This is a genomic window from Bacillus sp. TH50 (assembly GCF_016650565.1).
Taxonomy (GTDB): Bacteria; Bacillota; Bacilli; order Bacillales; family Bacillaceae_G; genus Bacillus_A; species Bacillus_A mycoides.
Map to the genome: position 1 here is coordinate 414,126 of NZ_JAEKFM010000008.1, position 23,437 is coordinate 437,562.

General features: G+C 32.3%; 16 protein-coding genes and 4 pseudogenes. 13 read left to right on the plus strand and 7 right to left on the minus strand.

Translation table 11 applies throughout. From position 1 onward, the window contains the following. The first annotated feature begins 50 nt into the window (after positions 1-50). Together mgtE and mgtA are read left to right on the plus strand one after the other, a co-directional pair. The gene (mgtE, locus tag JFU23_RS30080; RefSeq protein ID WP_201033527.1) at positions 51-1,379 is read left to right on the plus strand and encodes a magnesium transporter; all 1,329 of its coding nucleotides are present in this window, start codon (positions 51-53) and stop codon (positions 1,377-1,379) included. A gap of 497 nt (positions 1,380-1,876) precedes the next feature. Further along, complete coding sequence (gene mgtA, locus JFU23_RS30085; protein ID WP_207200029.1) at positions 1,877-4,507, plus strand: magnesium-translocating P-type ATPase; 2,631 nt, start codon at positions 1,877-1,879, stop codon at positions 4,505-4,507. A 296-nt stretch (positions 4,508-4,803) separates the two neighbouring features. Here mgtA and JFU23_RS30090 read toward each other — a convergent pair whose 3' ends face one another. From JFU23_RS30090 to JFU23_RS30100, 3 genes are read right to left on the minus strand one after another with little or no spacing between them, the layout of a single operon-like run. Beyond that, positions 4,804-5,931 (minus strand): Ger(x)C family spore germination protein, encoded by a 1,128-nt coding sequence (locus JFU23_RS30090; protein ID WP_201033528.1) that lies wholly within the window; start codon positions 5,929-5,931, stop codon positions 4,804-4,806. After that, the gene (locus tag JFU23_RS30095) at positions 5,928-7,031 is read right to left on the minus strand and encodes a GerAB/ArcD/ProY family transporter (RefSeq protein ID WP_201033529.1); all 1,104 of its coding nucleotides are present in this window, start codon (positions 7,029-7,031) and stop codon (positions 5,928-5,930) included. The genes JFU23_RS30090 and JFU23_RS30095 overlap by 4 nt, the downstream gene beginning before the upstream one ends. Then, positions 7,018-8,526 carry a spore germination protein gene (locus tag JFU23_RS30100; RefSeq protein ID WP_201033530.1) on the minus strand — a complete coding sequence of 503 codons (1,509 nt, stop codon included), beginning with the start codon at positions 8,524-8,526 and terminating at the stop codon, positions 7,018-7,020. Before JFU23_RS30100 ends, JFU23_RS30095 begins: the two co-directional genes overlap by 14 nt. A 476-nt stretch (positions 8,527-9,002) precedes the next feature. Between JFU23_RS30100 and JFU23_RS31150 the strand changes: the two genes are divergently transcribed. Beyond that, positions 9,003-9,311 (plus strand): hypothetical protein, encoded by a 309-nt coding sequence (locus tag JFU23_RS31150; protein ID WP_307873345.1) that lies wholly within the window; start codon positions 9,003-9,005, stop codon positions 9,309-9,311. A 318-nt stretch (positions 9,312-9,629) separates the two neighbouring features. Beyond that, positions 9,630-10,338: pseudogene (locus JFU23_RS30110) on the plus strand (IS6 family transposase). 278 nt (positions 10,339-10,616) lie between these two features. On the opposite strand, the gene JFU23_RS30115 reads toward JFU23_RS30110, so the two are convergent. Beyond that, a complete protein-coding gene (locus JFU23_RS30115) occupies positions 10,617-11,906 on the minus strand; it encodes a glycosyltransferase family 2 protein (protein ID WP_201033531.1) in 1,290 nt (429 codons plus the stop codon). 310 nt (positions 11,907-12,216) lie between these two features. On the opposite strand from JFU23_RS30115, the gene JFU23_RS30120 reads away from it, so the two are divergent. From JFU23_RS30120 to pseI, 9 genes and pseudogenes are all read left to right on the plus strand, one after another. Then, positions 12,217-12,984 (plus strand): glycosyltransferase family 2 protein, encoded by a 768-nt coding sequence (locus JFU23_RS30120; RefSeq protein WP_201033532.1) that lies wholly within the window; start codon positions 12,217-12,219, stop codon positions 12,982-12,984. Positions 12,985-12,988: 4 nt separating this feature from the next. Next, complete coding sequence (locus JFU23_RS30125; protein WP_201033552.1) at positions 12,989-14,392, plus strand: CDP-glycerol glycerophosphotransferase family protein; 1,404 nt, start codon at positions 12,989-12,991, stop codon at positions 14,390-14,392. 228 nt (positions 14,393-14,620) lie between these two features. Continuing rightward, on the plus strand, positions 14,621-15,646 hold the full coding sequence (locus JFU23_RS30130) for an SDR family NAD(P)-dependent oxidoreductase (protein ID WP_201033533.1): 1,026 nt from the start codon (positions 14,621-14,623) through the stop codon (positions 15,644-15,646). Continuing rightward, positions 15,643-16,605, plus strand: a complete 963-nt coding sequence (locus tag JFU23_RS30135) for a dTDP-glucose 4,6-dehydratase (RefSeq protein WP_201033534.1) — start codon at positions 15,643-15,645, stop codon at positions 16,603-16,605. Before JFU23_RS30130 ends, JFU23_RS30135 begins: the two co-directional genes overlap by 4 nt. Continuing rightward, positions 16,605-17,810: a UDP-4-amino-4,6-dideoxy-N-acetyl-beta-L-altrosamine transaminase gene (pseC, locus tag JFU23_RS30140; RefSeq protein WP_201033535.1), complete on the plus strand. Its 1,206-nt coding sequence runs from the start codon at positions 16,605-16,607 to the stop codon at positions 17,808-17,810. Before JFU23_RS30135 ends, pseC begins: the two co-directional genes overlap by 1 nt. After that, positions 17,811-18,805 (plus strand): annotated as a pseudogene (locus JFU23_RS30145) (cytidylyltransferase domain-containing protein). Between the two features lie 39 nt (positions 18,806-18,844). Next, entirely contained in the window at positions 18,845-19,945 is a 1,101-nt protein-coding gene (pseG, locus tag JFU23_RS30150; protein ID WP_201033536.1) for a UDP-2,4-diacetamido-2,4,6-trideoxy-beta-L-altropyranose hydrolase, read from the plus strand. A 1-nt stretch (position 19,946) separates the two neighbouring features. Then, positions 19,947-20,508 (plus strand): annotated as a pseudogene (gene pseH, locus JFU23_RS30155) (UDP-4-amino-4,6-dideoxy-N-acetyl-beta-L-altrosamine N-acetyltransferase). Then, complete coding sequence (pseI, locus tag JFU23_RS30160) at positions 20,501-21,550, plus strand: pseudaminic acid synthase (protein ID WP_201033537.1); 1,050 nt, start codon at positions 20,501-20,503, stop codon at positions 21,548-21,550. Before pseH ends, pseI begins: the two are co-directional and overlap by 8 nt. Before the next feature lie 125 nt (positions 21,551-21,675). Here the strand turns inward: pseI and JFU23_RS30165 are convergent. From JFU23_RS30165 to JFU23_RS30175, 3 genes and pseudogenes are all read right to left on the minus strand, one after another. After that, positions 21,676-22,654, minus strand: a pseudogene (locus JFU23_RS30165) (CgeB family protein). A 31-nt stretch (positions 22,655-22,685) separates the two neighbouring features. After that, positions 22,686-22,931 (minus strand): CGEA protein, encoded by a 246-nt coding sequence (locus tag JFU23_RS30170; RefSeq protein ID WP_085311207.1) that lies wholly within the window; start codon positions 22,929-22,931, stop codon positions 22,686-22,688. 216 nt (positions 22,932-23,147) lie between these two features. Continuing rightward, positions 23,148-23,381 carry a CGEA protein gene (locus JFU23_RS30175; protein ID WP_193665755.1) on the minus strand — a complete coding sequence of 78 codons (234 nt, stop codon included), beginning with the start codon at positions 23,379-23,381 and terminating at the stop codon, positions 23,148-23,150. Positions 23,382-23,437: the final 56 nt, after the last annotated feature.

Here is a 23,437-nt window from a genome sequence, read left to right on the forward strand (position 1 = left end):
GAAGTGGGAAAATGAATAAATAGTACTACTGTCCTTAAGGAGGAATTACGATGAAAAAATGTTTACAACAATTATTAACGACAAAAGACATACACCTAGAGCGAGAACTTTTAAAAACTCAGTCCTATGATATTGCAATGGGAATGAAAGATTTTCATCATGAAGATCAGATATCTTTAATGAAATGTTTTCCTATTGAAAAAGGAGCGAAAATTCTTAGTTACCTTACTCCAGAGGAGCAATATAATATTTACACCAACTTGTCTGTGGATAAAGGGGGAAAGCTATTAGCTAGGCAATCCATTGATGACCTCGTTGATGTAATTCTTTCAATTCATCCACTTCAGGCTGAAAAATTGATACAACTTTTATCTGAAGAATCTCAACAAAAAATTAGAGATCTGCTGGTTTTTCAACCTGGAACAGCGGGCAGCCTGATGACAATTGACTATAGCGCTGCCAGGGAAAATTGGAAAGTGAAAGATACGCTGTCGCATATTAGGAAAATTGGGGCAGGGGTAGAATCTATATCGTATATTTATGTTCTTGATACACGTGGACAGCTTAATGGAATTGTTTCTATTCGTGAATTATTGCTAGCATCAGATGATAAAACTTTATCATCAATAATGGCATCAGATGTTATTTCAGTTTCAGTAGACTTAGACCAACAGGAAGCTGTACAAAAGCTAATGGATTATGATTTATCCGCTATACCTGTAACAACGATGGAAAATCGGATGATAGGTATTATTACCTTTGATGATGCAATGGATGTTTTCGAAGAAGAAGCAACCGAAGATATTCAAAAATTAGGAGGAAGTACCCCATTAGATAAGCCATATTTCGAAACCTCTATTTGGCATATATACCGTAAACGTATAGGTTGGTTATTACTTCTGTTTGTAGCAGAAGCATATACTGGTTCTGTACTTCGACATTATGAAGAAACTCTGACTCATGTAGTTGCACTGGCTTTCTTTATTCCATTGTTAATCGGAACTGGTGGAAATACAGGTACACAAGTTGTAACTACATTGGTGCGTGCTGTAGCTCTAAATGAGGTGAAATTTAAAGATATATTTCGTGTCATGAAAAAAGAGGCATTAGTAGGTGTTTTACTTGGGCTTACATTAGCCGTGGCAGCATTAATTCGTGCATACACTTTAGGCGTAGGTACTGAAGTCGCACAAGTTGTAGCTATTACAGGATTATTCATTGTTATTTGGTCGTCTATTGTTTCATCTGTATTACCTTTGATTCTAAATAAGTTAAAGCTGGATCCAGCTGTTATCTCGGGTCCGTTCATTACGACGTTAGTCGATGGGACGGGGTTAGTTCTGTACTTTACCATTGCAAAAATGCTATTAGGTTTATAAAAAATTTATTTTTCGTTTTTATACCTAAGTTAGTTTCCACAAAGTTTGCAAACAAGTATGTTGGAAGTATAGAGAAAGAGAGAATAGAAATGAAAAAAGTATTAAAGTTAATAGATTATCCGCTGGATGTATTAATAGGAACTGTTTAAGGATTTTTATGGGCCTTAATAACCCATTATATAGTTAAAACTAACTTCAAAAAAATAAATAAAGCGTCTACACTATACTAGCGACAGACCACATTATATTCTAAAGTTTTGCTGCTAATAAAAGTAAAACTTATAAATAAATATTACTTTTTATGGTGAGAATAATACTATTTAAGTGCAATAGCGCTTCTAAATTTGATTAAAAATTCATGGTAGTTAAAAAAATGTAGTTTTAAAATTATATTTTGAAAAACAGGGGGATTTTATTAAATGAATAGGAGGTAAAGTTGTTGCGAATTAATAAAAAAATCTTTTTATAATCAGGAAGTACTAAGCAAAAATTATAAAATGCTAAGTGAGATTGCAAAATGTGATGTTGAGTCGACGCTAGCTTTTTTTAAAACAACGTCTCATGGACTTTCTCAGGAGGAAGCTACTAAGCGGCTTGGAGTATACGGAAAAAATAAAGTGGTTTATCAACAAAGAATCAAATGGTATATAACATTATTTAATTCTTTTAGAAGTCCATTTATTTTTCTTTTAATCATATTAGGAATATTATCTTTTCTTACTAATGATAAAATAGGTACTATTATTGTAGGTATAATGGTGGCTTTAAGTGTGTTAATTCGGTTCATACAAGAAATTCGTTCTCAAAAGTCTATAGAAAAATTAAAAAATCTTGTATATGAAAAGGTAACTGTTCTCAGGGGAAAAAATGTTTCGTATAGGGAAAATAAGAGGGCGTTATTAGAAGAAAGTGAAAAGGTAAAAGTTATTCTTGAGGATCTTGTACCAGGAGATATTATAGAATTATCTGCTGGGAACATTGTACCTGCAGATGTACGAATTATCTCATCAGAAAATTTACTTGTAAATCAATCTTCTCTAACAGGGGAAGCATTGCCCATTGAAAAATCAAATCAATATTTCCATATGTACAAAAAACGTAAAATTAGAAAAATCCAGAATTTAATTGAATTAGAAAATCTTTGTTTTATGGGAACACATATTATAAGTGGTACCGCAAAAGCGATAGTTGTAAGTACTGGAACAGATACTTACTTTGGTTCAATAGCAAAGAATCAGTTTAAACTGAACAAGAAATCTGATTCTAGATTCGATAAAGGGGTAAGCAAAGTTAGCTGGCTATTAATTAAATTTATGATTATCATGACACCTATTGTTATGATGATACATGGAGTTATAAATGGGAATTGGTATGAGGCATTTTTATTTGCTTTAGCTGTAGCGATTGGACTTACTCCAGAGATGCTTCCAATGATTGTAACCGCTAATTTGGCTAAAGGTTCTATTAATATGAGTAAAAAGAAGGTACTTGTAAAACAACTATCTTCTATCCATGATCTCGGAGCTATGGATATTCTCTGTACCGATAAAACAGGCACATTGACAGAAGATAAAATGGACCTGGTATGCCATACAGATACTAATGGAGAGAAGTCGGATGAGGTTTTGAAATTAGCGTATTTAAATGGTTACTTTCATACAGCATATAAAAATGAAATTGATCTATCGGTTATGCGTTATGTAAGAGATAGTAGTAAATTTGATATATCTCAATACTCAAAAATAGATGAATGCCCATTTGATTTTGATCGAAGACGAGTTTCTATTGTAATAGAAAAAAATGCTAACGAACGAATATTGTTATGTAAAGGTGCTGTTAGAGAAGTTACATCATTTTGTAGTTATATAAAAGAAAATAATAAGATAATTCCTATTACAGATGACATTCAACGTAAAAATAAACACTTAATTGAACTCTGGCATGAACGGGGGATGCGTGTTGTTGCAGTTGCATATAATGAGTTAAAGAGTGATAAAGTAGGGGGTTACTCTATTGATGATGAATCAGATATGACACTTGTTGGATATGTAGGTTTTTTAAATCCACCCAAACAATCTGCTATCGCTGCACTTCATACTCTACAAAAGAAAGGAGTACAAGTAAAAATTTTAACTGGTGATAATGAGTCCGTTACAAGAAATATATGTAGGAAAATGGGCTTGTATATAGGAGAACCAGTACTTGGTTATGAAATTGATAATCTTCCTGATAAGGTATTAGTAAAACTTGCGAGTAATACGAGTGTGTTTGCAAAATTAAATCCTAGTCAAAAATTCCGTATTATTAAGGCACTACAAATGAATGGGCATACAGTTGGGTTTATGGGAGATGGAATTAACGATGTGTTTGCTTTAAAGCAGTCTGACGTTGGTATATCTATCCATACAGCAGATGATATTGTTAAAGAGTGTTCAGATATTATACTTATAGAAAAGAACTTATATGTATTAGAAGATGCTATTGTGGAAGGTCGTACAACGTTTGGGAATATATTAAAGTATATTAAGATGACAGCAAGTTCGAATTTTGGAAATGTATTAAGTTTATTAATTGCTAGTGCCTTTATTCCTTTTCTTCCAATGCTACCAATTCAGATATTATGTCAGAACTTGCTATATAATCTATCCCAACTTTCAATTCCATGGGATAAAGTAGACAATGAATTTTTAGTAAAACCAAGAAGTTGGGATAAGAAAGATTTATTTCGCTTTATCATTTTTATTGGGCCGGTAAGTAGTATTTTTGATATAACCATTTTTATTGTAATGTGGAATATATTTGGTGCAAATATTCCTGAAATGCAATCCTTATTTCAAACGGGTTGGTTCGTAGTAGGATTATTAACACAATTATTGATTGTGCATATGATTCGTACTCAACATATTCCTTTCCTACAAAGTACGGCTGCTAGACCTGTTTTGATACTTACAGGTTTAGTTATGATTATAGGGATTTCCCTTCCATTTACCAGGTTAAGTATCCAAATTGGCTTAACTCCACTTCCGTTGTATTATTTCCCGTGGTTATTTGGAATTTTAACAATATATGCTCTAGTTACTGAAATTATAAAGAGAATATACATCAGGAAGTTTAATAGATGGCTTTAAAACTAAAACATTTTGTTGAAGTTCATTGTACGTTGAAAAGGCGGAGTCTCTTTGGAGACTTCGCCTTTTCGGTATATCATGAATTACAGGAATTACTAGTAGCCTCATAATATTTCCTCATATATTCATGCCTCTGTTTATCTCTTGAGAAACTTTGCACCAGAACCATATATACCCTAGAAACACATGTTTCCCTACAGAAAAGGTGAATTCATCTTCCACTTAACTTATTGGTGCTATGCACCTTCACACAAATTGAGGGGGAAGTTTTCTTGGCTAAAAATAATCTAGATAGTTTAATTTCTAATTGTTCCTGTATCTTTTATTTTAACGTGTGTATTCACACGTATTTTAGCTTTTGAAAAAGCGCGCAACCAATCTTCTTTTACCTTTTTCCATTCTTTATATTGAAAAGCTCTAGCGTGTAATGATAAACCAATTGGATCAATTTTATTTCTCTGCATATCCTGTAACATGCCTTGTAATTTTTTATTGAACTCTTCCTGGATTTCATGTTCCAATCTACCTATATTCTTATTACCATGTAAACGAGTTTTAGTTAAGTTTCCGTTGGTTTTTTCAATTAAGGATACATTCATACTTACATCTATATTAAAAATAAATTTACCTTTTTGGAAATCAACACGAATTTTTCTCTTTGCATTTTGTACGAAAACAGACGTATTTGGCTTTTTATCAGATTTTTTTGGAGAAAGAACAAGGTGTAGTATCATCCGACCTGTATTTTTTGACTTATTAATAAGGTTGAAAAACTTCACATCGGTTTTAGGAATCTTCGTTAAGTACTTTCCTTGATGATTTAAAAATGCAATTCCTACCGTATCAATTTCATTATTTGTTTTCTTGATAATGGGAACAGTTTGCGTCATTCCCTGTTCATTTTTTTCTCTCATTAATTGTTGAATCGTGGAAGAGACGGATTGATTATTTTGAATAGACGATTCGATTACACCATTTATATAAGATGGAAGTGATGGCTTATCAGGCCTATTAACTTTAAACACATCTTCTGTCGGTCCATCAACAAGCACCACTTTAGCATTGATCGTAGCGTAAGGGTCACGGTAAGAGGAATCGAGCGCCTGTATCCAATTTTCTTCTTGTGCTAATTTATCCCCAATTAAAATAACTTCAGCTTTGGATGATGTCACATACCCTGTTAATTTCGTATCCATTTTGCTAAATCCATCATATATGGTTGACGCCTGAATCCAATGCTCTACAGTACTGCTTTGCTGTTTATGATGAAAAAGTGGTATGCTTGTGCCCACTTTTATGTTTCCATTAGAAGTTCTATCTAAGCCGATTAAAAGGATTAAAGAAACTTTTTCAAGAGGAATTCTCTGACTACAACCAATTAAACATACACAACAGATTACAATCCATATCCATTTTCGAATCAAAGCTGTTTCCTCCTAGTAAACCAAGTAAAAACAATGCTGTAAGCGAAAAAGAAGATTGGTAATAGAATAAAGAAAATGATATTTAAGATATCTATAAGAGAATATATAAATAAATATTGATCCACATCGGGGTTTAGAAAAATGAATAAGCCGACTATTAATAGCATAAAACCAACCAGCATCCAATTGCGAACGGTTTTTTGAAATAAAATGGTCACAGATTCGAAACTGAAAAATAAATACGGATATATTGTAGTGGAAAATACAATCAAATAGTAAGCAATATATATAATTTCTAATCGTTCTATGAAAGAAAAACTAACCCCTTTTAACAGATGAAATACTGGCCAAATCACTTCCTTTATACCTTCAGGGCTAAAATATATATAAGAAAGAATAGTAGCATATAGGTAGAAAAACATGGTTCCTGTATTCGCTATAAGTATTCCTTTTATCGCTTTATGTTTTTTTTGTAAAAACGGATAAATAAAATATGCAATTTCTAAGCCGGCATAAGGGGTAATTGTTTCTTTAGTTGCCTTTACAATAGGATATATACCATCTTTTAAAATGGGTAGTAGGTGTAATGGATTGTAATTACTCTGTAATGAGAAAAGGAGAAAGATTGGCATCCAAGTAGTGAAGAAGAAAACAAGCATAGAGTAACTAGTAAGAGCCCTTATCCCACTCAGTGATAAAATAATAAAAGGCAATAGTAATAATATGGCGATTTGATAAGCGGGAGTGGAAGGGAATATCCACACTTTTACAATATCAGTTGCCTTTAATAAAGTATTAAAACCAGCAAAAAATAGATAAAAGGCATATAAAAGAATAAATATTGTCCCCAGCCATTTACCAAAATAAGTTGTTAAAATCTGTGAGAAATTTTTGTTAGGGTTTTTTTGTAACATTAATATAATAAATACGCCAATTATAGAAGTGATTATCCATCCCAGAATGATAGAAATCCAGCCATCTGTGCCAGCGGTAGTGGCAAGTGGACTTGGCATAATTAACATACCTGATGCAAGTTGCAGTGAATGGATGAAAACAATAAATTCAAATAAAGTTATGTTTTGAAATTTAAGATTCCCCATGCGAACCACCTTCTTTTTTCTTTTTTTGTTTCGGCTGTCCTGTACTCGAGCGGGTCGTGATCATGGAAATAGGAAATCTTACAAAAGAATCTTTTAATTCTTGGAAACGAAAAGGTGCAATTGGCAATCCATATGGTGAACCATAGGAAGTTAGTGAAACAAAATGAGCAAATAAGAGCATTAATCCACTAACAATACCTACAATTCCAAAAAAGTAGGCAAATAACATCATTGGAAAACGAATAAGCCGAATACAACTTGATAAATCATAATTAGAAACAACAAATGATGCAATGGCAGTAATAGATACGATAATAACCATAACATTACTCACAAGTCCTGCTTGAACAGCTGCTTGTCCAATTACAATACCTCCAACAATTCCAATTGTTTGTCCAATTGGTTGTGGTAGACGAATACCAGCTTCACGAAGCATTTCTAATGTGATTTCCATAATAAATGCTTCTAGTAAAGGCGAGAAAGGGACTTTAATTCTTGACGTTGCAATAGAAGTATATAGATCTAAAGGAATGATTTCAAAGTGGAATGAAACCATTGCAATATATATTGCGGGTAAAAATATAGCTATAATAAATCCTAAAAATCGTAATAAGCGAAAAGATGATGCAATCAGCCAATGTACATTATAATCATCGGGAGTCTGAAAAAATCCAATTAAATTCATTGGAACGATCATTGCACCAGGAGATCTATCAATTAACACTGCTACTTTACCATCAAGAATATGATTAGAAATAGCATCTGGGCGTTCACTTAAATAAGCCTGTGGAAAGGGAGTCCAATTTTGATCTTTTGTAAAGTTGGACAATTCTCCTATGCTCAATACTGTATCAGTTTTAATTTTACAGATTCTTGTCTCCACTTCCTGTACCACATCTTCGTTAGCTACATCGCCTAAGTAAAGTAAATATACAAAAGTAGTGGCCCGTTCTCCGATTGTCAATTTTTTGATTTTTAACTCAGTAGAAGGAATATATCTACGAATGAGACCTATGTTTTTAGTGGCATTCTCAATAAACCCATCATGAGAACCTTTAATGGTAACTTCTGAAATAGGTTCCTGAATCGATCTTTCTGCCCATCCCTTTGTATTTATGAGAAGGGCTTTCTTTTCTCCTTCCATAAACAGTACACATTGTCCCTCGAGCAGCCCTTTTTTAATTTCATTCCATGTATATACTGTTTTTGTATAAGTAGCAATAATATTAGAATTAAACACTTGCCTGTCTTCATTTATTTCTTGTAATAATGGTGTAACGACATTTCCTTTTAGTGCAAAACCATCTGTCAGACCTTCAAAATAATATAGTAAAACATTCGTTTTTGTTTTTAATTGTAATGGATGTTCAACTAAATCGGCACAAATATCAAAGATTTGTTCTAATGTATTCTTAAGTTCTTGTAAATTATTTGTCTGGATAGTTTCAACAATGGTATTTTCCATGGTTTCTAAGGTCTTTTCATTTAAAGACATGATTTACACCTCTTTACGTATAACAGTCGTGTTTTTATTATTTTTATATAATCAAATTTTATTCATTGGGATAGCAACACATCGCTATCAACTTGAAATTTTGTGGCACCCCCAGAACGAAATTTTAAAGCCTTCTTGAAACAAAGAATTTCATTTTATCATTATTTTTGTGGTGACCTGTTTGCTTGGTTTGATGGCCCCGTATATAAAAGTTTAAAGAACATTAATTTTACATATTACAAAATCGTACAAGCATATTAGCATATAGAACAATTCGATATTGTTGTAGCACAAGGGAAAGAGAAGTATGTTGGCTCAGCAGCACCGTCCGCTGAAGATTTACAAGCAAAAGGTGCAGAAATGAAGGCTGAACAAAAGAAAGAAATAATACACCTTTTAAAACATTTTTAAGAAAAATCGGGAATATATTCACCCCTTTAATTCCACCTTTTGTTGGGGCTGGTTTAATCGCGGTTATTGCAGTAATTTTGTCAAACAATATTACTGCAGGAACTTTAGACAGTGCTACATGGCAGCAGTATGTAACTATTTTTAATGTTATTAAAAATGAGATATTTAGTTATTTGGTTATTTATGTAGGGATTAATGCTGCAAAAGAATTTGGAGCAACACCATCTCTTAGTGGATTCATTGGTGGTGTAACCCTTTTAACAGGAGTAACAGCTGATCTACCAATAAACAATATATTCAACGGTGAACCATTATCACCAGGTCAAGGAGGGGGAAACAAATTTAATTCATATTCTAATCTAGGTCTAAATTAAGGTAGTAACCAAATAAGAAATGGAGAAGATTTTATTATGAAAATAAAAAAACAAAAACCTAGAGGAGCATGGAAAAAATTCTTATATCTTTCCTCATAGTTTTTGGATTAAAAAAGCATTCGAAGGGGGAACGTTCATTCCGTCACTGGGTTATGAAAAAGCCCTACAAGAAACAAAAATCGTTAAGGATATAAGTTATAAATCTAACTTTCCAGATGGCACATTAGACATCGTTTATCCGAAAGAGGTTCTGGTGCAAAAAATCTATAAAACTTGGACATACTGATATTACTACTCTAGAAAAGGTGTGTGATCAGTATGAAAAAGGAAAATTTGTTCAAATGGAAGCATTATCAGCCTGATATAATTTTGTTAACGGTAAGATGGTACCTACGGTATAACCTCAGTTTTCGTGATTTGGTGGAAATGATGAAGGAACGGGGCTTATCTATTTCTCATACCACGATTATGCGTTGGGTTCATCAGTATGGCCCGGAATTGGACAAACGAATTCGTCGTCACCTCAAGCAAACCAATGACTCTTGGAGAGTTGATGAAACATATATAAAAGTTAAAGGGCAATGGATGTACCTGTACCGGTGCTGATGATTCGAAAGGAAACACAATCGATTTTTGTCTAAGCAAAACAAGAGACCGAAAGGCTGCAAAGCGCTTTTTCAAGAAAGCTTTGCGGTCTTTTCATGTATCAAAGCCACGTGTGATGACAGTCGATAAGAATCCGGCTTATCCTATAGCAATTGAACTGTTGAAAAAAGAAAAAAGCATACCTGATGGTATGCAACTTAGACAACAAAAGTACTTGAATAATATAGTAGAACAAGATCATCGCTTTATAAAGAAGCGTATCCGTTCTATGCTAGGGCTCAAATCTTTTGACACAGCTATATCCATTCTTTCTGGAGTAGAAGCCATGCATATGATTAAAAAAGAACAGATTAATTTACGGAACCAGTCTATCCAAAATCAGAAAGAATTCGTCCATCAATTGTTTGGACTTGTAGCATAAGATACGATTCCGTTAGGAATATATATGCTTTATTCTCTTTTACTTTATTTTTGCACCAGAACCGTTTTATTCGATAGGATAATGTTATCTGCATTACTAATATTGATAGATGGTGACCCCTACTAGCAAGCTAAGGTTTTGAAGTACCCCCTAAATGAAAACTTTCTTTCTCTACAGGTAGATATTTTGAGAAAACAGCTCATTTTTTTGTTTTGGGGTGTTTACTTTTCTTAAGTTGATGGGCATGGGGATAGTCCTTCTTGGCACAATCTCGTTTGTCAGTCTTCTTGGTACTCTTCAGCTAAGTGAGATGGATATGATGAAATAGGAGGACCAATTTTAAAGTAGGATAAGCTAGTTTTTGAAATCGGTATACAGTTCTTTAATAGATACAGTTTTTGTAACATGTCTTTATCTATTGGGTGAAGCATGCGATCTGTCATAATGAAATAATTGTGATGATAGATAAATACTTTCCCTTCAGGTAGAATCGTGTAATTAGATAAATTCGGGTAAATAGGTGGTCCATCTGAAAATTCATCTAAACTACGTTGCGAAACTTTAATAATTTCTTGAGCTGAAAATTTAAACTTGCGAAATGCTGTAGTGTTAATAAATGGACGTTTTTGATTATTTTCTATATAAAATAATTCTCCTTTTTCATTTTTTACAACACGTAAATTTGGAATGGGTTCTGTAAGAGATATAGGTGGTCCTTCTGTATATTTGTAAATAAATGGTTCAGGAATTGGGACAATTTGATTTTGATTATATTTGAAGTAAGAAAGCATTTCTTTTGATAGGGACCTACGTTTATAATTATCAACTAAAAATACGTCACCTTGTGAATTTCTAAGCAATATACCATTTAAATCTTTAGATGGGAGGTTGGCATATAGATTTTGGAAGGAAAAAGGTGTTTTGAAAGTAATATCGAGCACTTTGTTAATAGGATAGAAAGGTTGGAATGTATTTAGACGTTTCCAAAACATTGCATCTCCGTTAAACCAATATAGAGAATCGGTCTCCCAATAATTACTGTATTTTTGATAAACCTTTAATAAAATTCTTCTTGTATGCATAACTGAACAGTGATCCACAACATTTGCAGCTGTATATAAAATTTCCGAGGCTTTTCTTACATATTCATGAGTAGGTTGTAGATTATAATCAACACATTTTACGTGCTGAGAAGAATACACCACATCTATTTCAGGACTTTTTTGTAAGAAAGATAACATTTCAGCTAATCTATTTGGAACGTACATAGTATCATCGGTTAAATAGCAAATAAAATCTCCGCATGTTAATGGAAGCGCCTCATTAATGAGCGTTGCATATCTTGTGGTTTTATATCTTTCATTACCTTGTATAAAACTATTCTTATAATAAAGTCGAGGGTCATCTAAATACTTTTTTATGATATTTATAGTATCTGGATAAGAGTTATCATCCATAATGAAAAGTTCCCATTCTTTAAAAGTTTGCATCTGAACACTTTCAATAACTTGATTAATTAAAGAAGGTTTATTATAGCTAGTGAGGATAATTGAAATTAGGGGTTTCAAAGTTGTCACCTCTTGTGAGAATTTTGGATAGCTTAATATTTTCAGGTGGATATTAATTGAATCTTTGGAGTTAGTTGTTTCTAACTATTGATATTTTCTTTTTTGTACTTAAATAGTTTATTACTTGTTCATAGATATGGTATAGACTATAGCGGATTATAAAAAAGATGCATGGGCAAATAAAATAGCTACTTTATCATTTTATTACATATATAAATCTTTTTAAAAATTATCGGAACGGATTCGTCCTTTCTCGTTTATATAATAACGTAACTATTTTTGTATTTAATGATAAGGAGGAGAGTAATATTTGCCTAAAATTACAGTTATTATGACGAGTTATAATAAGCCCACATTTGTAGAAAAATCGATATTAAGTGTATTAAACCAAACTTTCCAAGATTTTGAACTTTTTATTATGGATGATGATTCTAACGAAATGACTCAGAAAGTGATTCAACCATTCATAAACAAGAAAAATGTACACTTTTATAAAAGTAATGTAGCCCATATTTCTGAACGAACAAAAAAAGTCAGATATGCTGCTTTAATTAACGAGGCACTTAAACATGCAAAAGGGGAGTATATTACTTATATTACAGATGATAATCAATACGAAAAAGAGCGACTTAAAATGATGTCTAGTTATCTTGATGAGAATAAAGATGTTCAAATTGTATATTCTGCATCAAAAACGATCCATCTAGATGAATCAGATTTACCTATCAAAATTGTTGAAAGGCCTGCAAAAAAAGTCACTAATAATGCGCCATGCGCAATTGATCATTGTTCTATAATGCATAGAGCATCTGTTTTGCCGATTCTTGAAAAAAGGTGGAGTTCTTACTGGGATGAAGATCCTCAGTTTTATCGTATTGGAGATGCACGCTTTTTTTGGAGATTAAATCATTATTGGGATTTTCATCCTTTAGATGAAGTTTTAGATATCAATTATATAACTTCACATTCAATCCATGCGCAGTTATTTGCGGAAGAAAAAAATGAATTTGTACAATTATTACCACCACAAAGAACATGTAAAGAATTAAGAGAAGACTTAAGAAAAAAAAGAGGGTGAAATGTTGAGTGACATCTATTTGAAAAATTATTGGTTATTAAATCTAGAGTATATAAATATTTTTTCAGAATTAAAGCATTATAATGTTGCTTTACCATTACTGAGTAATTTCTATCAATATTTGGACGAAGATGTAAAAAATAAAATGAAAGAAAAAGATTTTTATAAACAACTGTCAATTGAACCTATAGAGGAAACACAGTTGCAGTTAGAGTTTGAAAAAAGAATGTCTTCATTTCAATCAAAGATAAAAAGAATAAATCAAAATGGAGTGATTCTCCTGAATTCAGATTATCTCCGTTTTTCAGTAAGTAATTTTACTCACTTTAATCCAAATCATACAAAGATATTAACTAGATCAAAAAAGACAGAACTTTATGGTCTTCCTACAATTTGTGCACCAGATTATATAAATAAAGCCCCTAATACTGCACATGTTTTTATCGAAAAGGCTAAAAAAATCTATTCAAAGTTTAATAAACATCCACTATTTTCAAACATGTTTTTTCAAAAAAAATTACTCAGCGACCTCCCTATTATGATTGAGAAACTTAATATGGCATATTTCATTTTTAAAGAACAAGTTATTTCTGGTGTGATTGTTGGCACAACGGAGGATATAGCAAGCAGAGCTCTTACTTTTCTATCTAAAAGTGAAGGGATACCGAGTTATTGTCTTCAGCATGGTGCGATAATGGGTGAAGAAGCATACTTTCCAGTTTTCGCTACAAAACAGGTCGTATATGGGAAATATGAAGAAGATTGGTACCTTCAAAAAGGGAGTAGTGAATCTCAAATAGAGATTGTGGGGCACCCCAGATTTGATGACATCTTCAATAGGACATATATGGATAAAAAGAAGCTTTTTAAAACATTAAAAATAGATCCCACTACAAAAGTAATTTTTATTGCAACCCAGCCATTTAAAACTTCATTTTATATTGAACTGACAGAAAAGTTAGTGAAGGACAAAAATATTACGGTTATTATAAAGCCTCATCCTTGGGAAAAAGGGCGTAACCTAGTGGGAGAATATATTAGGTTAAGTAACTTATATCCTAATGTTAAATATATAACAAATGAAGTGAACATGTATGATGTTATTTTACATGCAAATCTTGTGGTTATCTCGAATTCAACGGTAGGGTTAGAGGCAATGTTATTAGATATACCTGTAGTTGTTTATAAATCGCTATTAGAAGATAGAGATTATAAATATTACGATACACTAGATTGGCTTGTAAATCACTCTATTGAAGATATGCTTAGCACAGTTAAAAAGGTCCTAAATGATTCTTCACAATCAAATCTAGCGAAAGAATTAAGAAGAAAATTTATTAATGAAAACTATCCGCAAGAAGCATGCACTAAAAAATTGATAAATTTAATTCAAAGTGAAAAAGATTGAGCTCATCATCCCTTATTTATTTTTGAAGTAAGGGATTCCTAAAACAACACCATATCCTCAGATTTTAATGATCAATATGTAACATAAATTTGCAATAAAAACGTATGTTTCAATATGCAAAAGCTAGTTTATCTCTCACTTAATTGTTTGCCTATAGAACTACACACGAATTGAGGAGAGAATATTCTTGGCTAAAAGTTATTTTAATAAGAGGAGGTATACATTTCTATGTTTTTTAAAGATAAAAACGTTTTAATTATTGGTGGAACAGGAACAATTGGAAAAAGCATTCTTTCTAATGTTCTACAGGAAAAGCCAAAAGTTGTAAGGATTTTTAGTAGAAGTGAATATAATCAATTTTTATTACAAGAAGAATTTAGGGATAATAATCAAAATATACGTTATTTAATCGGGGATATTCGCAATTATGATCGCCTATATAGCGCAATGGAAAATATTGATTATGTGTTCCATGTTGCAGCGATGAAGCATGTTTCTTTTTGTGAATATAATCCGTTTGAAGCGGTTTTGACCAATATTTTTGGAACACAAAATGTAATAAGAGCGGCAATTGCCCAGAAAGTAAAAAAGGTGATTTTTACAAGCTCTGATAAAGCAATTTCACCAACAAATAATTACGGTGCAACAAAATTGACTGCTGAAAGATTGATTACGTCAGCGGAATATTCAAAAGGTTCAAGTGAAACGATATTCGCAAGTGTTCGTTTCGGGAATGTTATGGGGTCAAGAGGCTCTGTTATTCCCTTATTTGAAAACCAAATTAAACAAAATCACAAAATAACTGTAACGGATCTTAGTATGAGCAGATTTATGATGACACTGAACCAAGCAACTATGTTAACAATTGAAGCAATGAAAATAGCAAAGGGCGGTGAAACTTTCATATTGAAAATGCCAGTTATTTCATTAAAAGATTTAAGTGAAGTGATGATAGAAGAAGTTACAAAGTTGTATAGTTTGTCCAAGGATAGTATTAAGATTGAAGAAATTGGATTAAAACCTGGTGAAAAAATGTATGAAGAACTTATGACACATGATGAATCTTTACAGGCTTTTGAATTACCGGATATGTTTATCATACCAAGTCCACTAAAAAAGGGTGCTCAATATGAAAATGCCAATAGAGCGAAGCCAGGATTTTATCGTTCTGATTATCAAGATGCGATTTCAAAAGAAGAGCTTAGAAATTTGATTATAAACCAGCAACTACTAGCAGGAGGGGAGAAATTATGAAAATATTAGTAACTGGTGGTGCAGGATTTATTGGTAGGTGGGTTGTAAAGCGATTATTGCAAGATAAGCATGAAGTATGGATATTAGACAATTTAGCGAATTCAACTACAGCAAATATTATCGAGTTCGTTCATGATTTAAACTTGAAGCAATGTATACAAGGAGATATTAAAGATAAAAAATTGGTTGACCAATTATTTAAAAATCATTCATTTGACCTTTGTTATCATTTAGCAGCAAGTATTAATGTTCAAGATAGTATAGATGATGCTAGAACGACTTTTGAAAATGATACAATAGGTACTTTTAATTTGTTAGAACAATGTCATAAGCATAATGTCAAAATGGTCTTTATGAGTACTTGTATGGTATATGATAAAGCTACTAATACACAAGGAATATCAGAATTAGACCCCATTAAACCAGCTTCTCCATATGCTGGATCAAAAATAGCTGCTGAAAATATGGTTTTATCTTACTATTATGCTTATAAGCTTCCAGTTGTGGTAATTCGTCCATTTAATACGTACGGACCATTCCAGAAAACTGGAGGTGAAGGTGGGGTTGTTGCCATTTTTATAAATAATAAATTAGATAAAGTACCACTAAATATTTATGGGGATGGGAAACAAACGAGAGACCTTTTATATGTTGAAGATTGTGCAGATTTCGTTTTGAAAGCAGGCTATTCTTCTAAAGCAAATGGTCATATTATCAACGCAGGAACAGGACAAGATATATCAATTAATAAATTAGCAGAATTGATTTCGGGAAATAAAGTAAGGATTCAACATGTAACTCATATCCATCCACAAAGTGAAATTCAAAAATTATTATGTAACTATGAAAAAGCAAAAACAATATTAAATTGGGAACCGAAAATTTCTTTAGAAGATGGAGTTATTAAAACAGAAGAGTGGATTAAATCTTTAAAAATTAACCCTAAGGAGAAAGAATAATGGCCAGGGAAATTCTCGGTATACATGGGGGAAATCCTGTTAGAGGAACATATTTGCCTTATGGTCAACAACAAATTGATGACCATGATATTCAGGCAGTTATAGATATATTAAAAGGAGACTTTTTAACGACAGGACCAACGATTCAACAGTTTGAGGAGGCTATAGCAAAATACGTTGGGGCAAAATACGCTGTTTCTTTTTCAAGTGGTACAGCTGCTTTGCATGCTGCCTGCTATGCAGCTGGAATCACAGAGGGAGACGAAGTAATTACAACCTCAATGACATTTGTAGCAAGTGCAAATTGTATTTTATACCAGGGTGGAAATCCAGTTTTCGCTGATATAGACTATGAAACATACAATATCAGTACTAAGTCTATAGAGGAAAAGATTACAAACAAAACAAAGGCTATTATTCCCGTACACTTTACTGGGCAGCCTGTAGAATTAGATAAAATAAAAAAAATAGCAAATGAGAATAACTTGATTATCATTGAAGATGCAGCACATGCATTAGGAGCCACTTATAAAAACCAAAAGATTGGTTCAATTGGTGATATGACAATGTTTAGCTTTCATCCTGTGAAACATATTACAACAGGAGAGGGTGGAGTAATTACTACAAATAATACTTTGCTTTATGAAAAGCTTGTTCAATTTCGTACACATGGAATTGAAAGGAATCCTCAAAAACTTCTTGATAATCATGGGCCTTGGTATTATGAAATGCAATTTTTGGGTTACAATTACAGGATGACTGATATACAGGCTGCTCTTGGCTTATCACAGTTAAGTAAATTAGATTCTTTTATTAAGATTAGAAAGAAATATGTAGACATTTATAATAAAGAATTTAATAGTTTACCTGAAATCATCATACCAAAGCAATTGCCCCAAACCCACTCAAGTTGGCACCTTTATATCATTCGGTTAAATACTAAATTATTAAAGGGTAATCGAAAAGAAATTTATGAGGCATTACAAAAAGAAAATATTGGTGTGAATGTGCACTATATACCGGTTCATTTACAACCGTTTTATCAAAATTTAGGTTATGGAAAGGGCCTTTGTCCAGAAGCAGAAAATTTATACGAGGAAATTATTACTCTTCCTCTATTTCCTAAAATGGCAGAGGATGATGTATGGGATGTAATAAAAGCAGTAAGAAAAGTTCTTTCGTTTTATAGAGTTGCTAAACATTAAATGAAAGGGGTGTTATTAGAATTGCGAAACAAAAAGTTGTTAAGAGCAGTAACAAAAGTTGATATAAAAAAAGGAGAAATCATTACAGCTAATAAAGTTGATATGGAACTAGGTATCGTTGAAAATGCACTGAACCAGCTTCAGTTTGAGGAATTATTACCTCAAGTAGCTTTATATAATTTGCAAGCAGGAACTCCATTAACGAATGAGGTTATTGAACCTCCTAAAGTAGTAATTATTGTACTTTGTAGATTAAAATCTACTAGGTTGCCTTTAAAAGCAATATTGCCAATACATGGAATCCCTTCTATTGAACGCTGTCTTATAAATGCATTAGCTATTCCTGGGGGACACCAAGTCATACTTGCTACTTCAGATGTAGCACAAGATGATCCTTTAGAAAAATTTGATCTAGGTGGGAAGGTTAAAATTTTCAGAGGTGATCCAGAAAATACCGCAGATCGCATACTCCAAGCTGCAAAACAAGAAAATGCAAACATTGTTATGCGGATTACAGGAGATTGCCCAGTTGTATCACCAGAAATCAATAATTATTTACTAGAGCAACATTTGAAAAGTGGAGCAGATTATACACAAGCACAGCTAAGTACGTTACCTGTCGGAACAGCAGGCGATATTTTCACATTAGAAGCAATTGAACGTTTGCTACAAACCCCAAAAACCTTAACCTATGCAGAATACCTTCCGTTTTATTTTATTAATAATCCACATTTATTCCGTATCAATATAGTGAAACTCCCCCAGCATTTTGTTATCCTACTTGGAGGTTAACATTAGACGAACAACCAGATCTAGATATGTTCAATAAACTTTATAAAATTTTGAATGTAAAATCTAAACCTTTATTTTTTCATCAAATAAAAGATTACATCCTTCGAAATTCTGAACTTATTCAAATTAATAGTCATGTGAAATTGAAATGGGCAAATCAACAATCATTAGTAGATGAGCTAAATAGAGAAACAAAATTATAAATTAATAAATTGTAGTGCTTTTAGTGAGGAGGGAGTAACTTGCTTGAGAAAAAAATTGCCTTTCGCGCCGACGCATCTATTGAGATAGGTACTGGTCATATTATGCGTTGTTTAACATTGGCTCATGAGTTACGGAATAAAGGTGCTCAAGTATATTTCATTTGTCGTAAGCTACAAGGTGATTTGCATCAATATATTTTAAATAAAGGATTTCATGTATTTTTATTAGATGCAGATGGTGAAAATACGAATTTCTTAAGTACAGTACACGGGAGTTATTTATACTGGCTAAAATATCATTGGTTTGTTGATGCAAAACAGACAAATGATATCTTGTCACAACTTCCCAACTTTGATTGGGTAATTGTTGATCATTATGGATTAGATAATAAGTGGGAGTCTGCTTTAAGAAAAAATGTAAGAAAAATCATGGTAATCGATGATCTTGCAAATCGAATGCACGACTGTGATTTGTTACTAGACCAAAATTTATACGATAACCTTAATGGTCGCTATAAAGATTTAATACCAGAGCACTCATTAGTAAAATTGGGGCCTAAATACGCTATACTACGGCCAGAGTTTCATGCCGCTAAGAAATTTTCACGAAAAAGAACAGGAGAAATTGAGAGAATCTTTATTTTTTTTGGTGGACATGATGTAACAAATGAGACATTAAAAACGTTAAGAGCTTTAGAAAATATTAATAGTGATACTTTAAAAATAGATGTAGTGGTAGGAAGCCAAAATCCTCATAAGAAAGATATTCAAAATTATTGCAAGAGCATTTCAAACGCTTCATTTTATTGTCAAATAGAGAATATTGAAGAGTTTATGATACGAGCGGATTTAGGGATAGGAGCTGGGGGAACAACAACATGGGAGCGCTGTTTTCTTGGATTACCTTCTATAACAATTACAACTGCACAAAATCAAATAGAAGTAACCAAAGCTGTGGCGGAGGCCGGAGCTACATGGAATATCGGTACAGCTGAAAGTGTTTCAGATGAAACCATTACGAAATGTCTAAACAAACTTTTAACAGATTCAGATAAAGTGAGAGAAATGTCTAATAAAGCTCTTGCCATAAAGTGTGCCAGTAATTCAAATGAAATAGCAAAAATTATTTTAGGAGGATAGTATGTTAAATATTGGGGATTTTCAATTGAAAAAGTTAGAAAAGAAAGATTTAGAACTTATTTTACAGTGGCGGAATACAAAAGAAATTCGCTCGGTTATGTATGAAGATCATCAAATAACAATAGACGAACATTTAAAGTGGTATGAAAAACTAGTAGTGGATGATACAAAAGTTGCAAGATTATTAACATATGAAGAAAAACCAATTGGATTTGTTAATTTTACAAAAATAGATAAAATGGATCGGACTTGTTATTGGGGATTTTATATAGGTGACAAACAAAGCGTAAAACGTGCTGGAACGGTATTAGGTTTATTAGCATTAGACTATATTTTTGAAACAAATGACATACACAAAGTTTGTGCAGAAATAATAGAATCAAACCGTATTAGTTTAAATTTCCATCAGAAATTTGGGTTCCAAGAAGATGGAAGATATGAAAACTATATTTACAGGGATAATGAATTATATTGATGTTATTACAATGGCCCTGTCTCATGAACAATGGGCGGAAAGGAAAGAAGCAATAAAAAAAGAACTTGAAGGTGAAAAAAATGAGTAATGTATATATCAGAGGTAGAGAGATTGGCAATAGCTTGCCACCATTTATTATTGCAGAAATGTCAGGGAATCATAATCAATCATTAGATAGGGCGTTGCAAATTGTAGAGGCAGCTGCGGAGGCTGGGGCACAAGGATTTAAAATTCAAACATATACACCAGATACAATGACTTTAAATATAGAAAATGGTGATTTTTTAATTCAGGATACGAAAAGCTTATGGAAAGGTAAAACACTTTATCATTTATATAAAGAAGCTTATACACCATGGGAGTGGCATAAACCCATTTTTGATCGCTGTATAGAGTTAGGGATGGTACCATTTAGTACGCCGTTTGATGAAACAGCTGTAGACTTTCTAGAGTCATTAAATGTTTCTTGTTATAAAATCGCATCTTTTGAAAATACTGATATTCCCCTTATACGTAAAGTAGCAGCAACAGGAAAACCAATAATCATTTCGACAGGTATGGCTTCGATTGCTGAACTAGATGAAGCAGTAAGTGCTGCGAGAGAAGAGGGATGTAAAGAATTAATTCTATTAAAATGTACAAGTACGTATCCTGCATCTCCGAAATCTACAAATATAGCTACGATACCTCATATGAAGGAGTTATTTAAATGTGAAGTAGGTTTGTCTGATCATACACTTGGGGTAGGAGTATCTGTAGCGAGTGTCGCCTTGGGAGCCACAGTAATTGAGAAACATTTAACGCTTTCGAGATCGGATGGAGGAGTTGACGCTGATTTTTCAATGGAACCTGCTGAATTTAAATTATTAGTAAGCGAAACTGAAAAAGCATGGGAATCTTTGGGGAATGTATATTATGGCCCTACTGATATAGAAAAAGATTCGTTAAAATTTAGAAGATCATTATATGTAGTAGAAAACATAAAAGCGGGAGAAGTCTTTACAAATGAGAATATTAAAGCTATTAGACCAGGGAATGGTTTATTGCCAAAACACTTATCCAAAATTATCGGAAAGAAAGCGAATAAGGACATTGAAAAAGGAACGCCTGTTTCGTGGGATCTTATTTGATAGGGTACAATTAGATACTACTAGGAATTCGTTGAATAACTTAAAATGCCTTTTCAATTTAATGAAAAGGCATTTTAAGTTATTCAGAATGATTATAGAAGAAAAGATATTTTTAATTTAATAACCTAATGAAGTTGTGATTGTAAAATAGTCGTAATAAAATGGATTCTCTCATGAAAAGTATGCTGTGTAATAACTTTTGTATGAATTTTTTCGACTATTAATTCTTTTCGAAATCGTATCATTCAAATGAAAAGATACTTTATTTAAACAGTCTTCAAAGCTGTTATAGGATATAATTTCATCTTTATTGAAGAAAGATGAAAGGTCAGATTTTTCTTCAATAATTTGAAATCCTTGGCAAGCTGCAATATCAAAGGTACGATTATTAATAGTATTATTTTTCACTCTATTTTTATTTTTATTCTGTGGAAATAGATGACTACGATGCGGATTTAATATAAGACTAGCGTTATTATAATAGAGAGCAACTTCTTGAGGTGGAATCCATTCTTCTATAATCTTAATTCTTCGGTGATTTTTCCATTTTTTTAATAACTTATTTCTCCAGTGCTTACCAATAATGGTATAGTGATAAGGGGTTTTTTCCAAAAGAAACTGTATCAATTTCACACGGATTGGATAAGGATATCCAATGAACAAAACTTCACTTTTATATTTTGGATTTTTTAGACTAGGTTTAAATACATCTATATTAGTTGCTAATGGTAAGTGATATACATTGATATATCCTAAAGCTGTGTAATATTTAAGTGCTTCGCTATCAATAGTAAATATAAAATCAAAGTTATTTAATAGAAGAAGCGAAGTATCTATATAAAATGGATCCTCAGTTAACCAGACAGCTAATTTAATGTTCCTTTTTTTAAAATAATGAATTGCTTTTTGTGGTAGATGATTCCCTAATAAGGTGAAAACAATATCAGGATGAAATGTTGCCGTAATGAAATCCAATTGTTCGAGTAATTCACACGGCTGTACTGCTAACCATTCAAAATTTTGATCGATAAATGCTCTCTGTATGCTTTGATCTAGATATTGATAGATTTTTGAGTAACCAGAAGTAATGTATAAGAGTTTCATATTTCAATCCCTGCTTTAGGTTTAAAATATATTATGAGATAAACGTAACACTTTCTATTTCTTTACAACTGATCTTAGTAATACTTGTAGTAGGAGGAGTAACTGAATTTTCCTCTTCTAATGTGACGATACAAGTAGTAGGATTGAAATTTGTAAAAATAGCAGGTCCAATAATATTTCCAGATTTACCAGTAACAGTAACGACTTCGCCTGGTTGTAAATTTTTAAAAATACTACATACTCCACCTGAACAACCAAATAAATTGCATAAGAACAAATTTATCCCTCCTTTAAACAATATACTATATCATATGAAAGTTTGTAGAACGATGTGTAGACAAGTAACCTTTAGAAGAGAAAAAAATGAAATTAAGGCAATTTATTGAAACAATAGAATGGTACATTTTAGGGTACGCTGATTAGATTTTTCATGAAAAAAGACATTCATTAGAATGTCTTAAATATGGATTAAGCTAGAACAATATGAATCATCTTAAGGAGTGATTAAAGTAACACTTTCTATATCTTCACAACTTATGAATATAGTATTGGTAGAAGAGGGGGTTATCACATCTTCTTCTACCAATACTACTGCACATATATTCGGAAAGAACAGTGAAAAAATAGCAGGTCCAATAATTTGACCTGATCTAGTAGTAACTGTAACAACTGTTCCCGTTGGCCACGAAGAGAATAAAAAACAGGCTAAACCTGTACAATCTGCCATATTAAATCCTCCTAACTTTAAGTTTTGATTAAAATAATACAGTCCAAACATTTTAT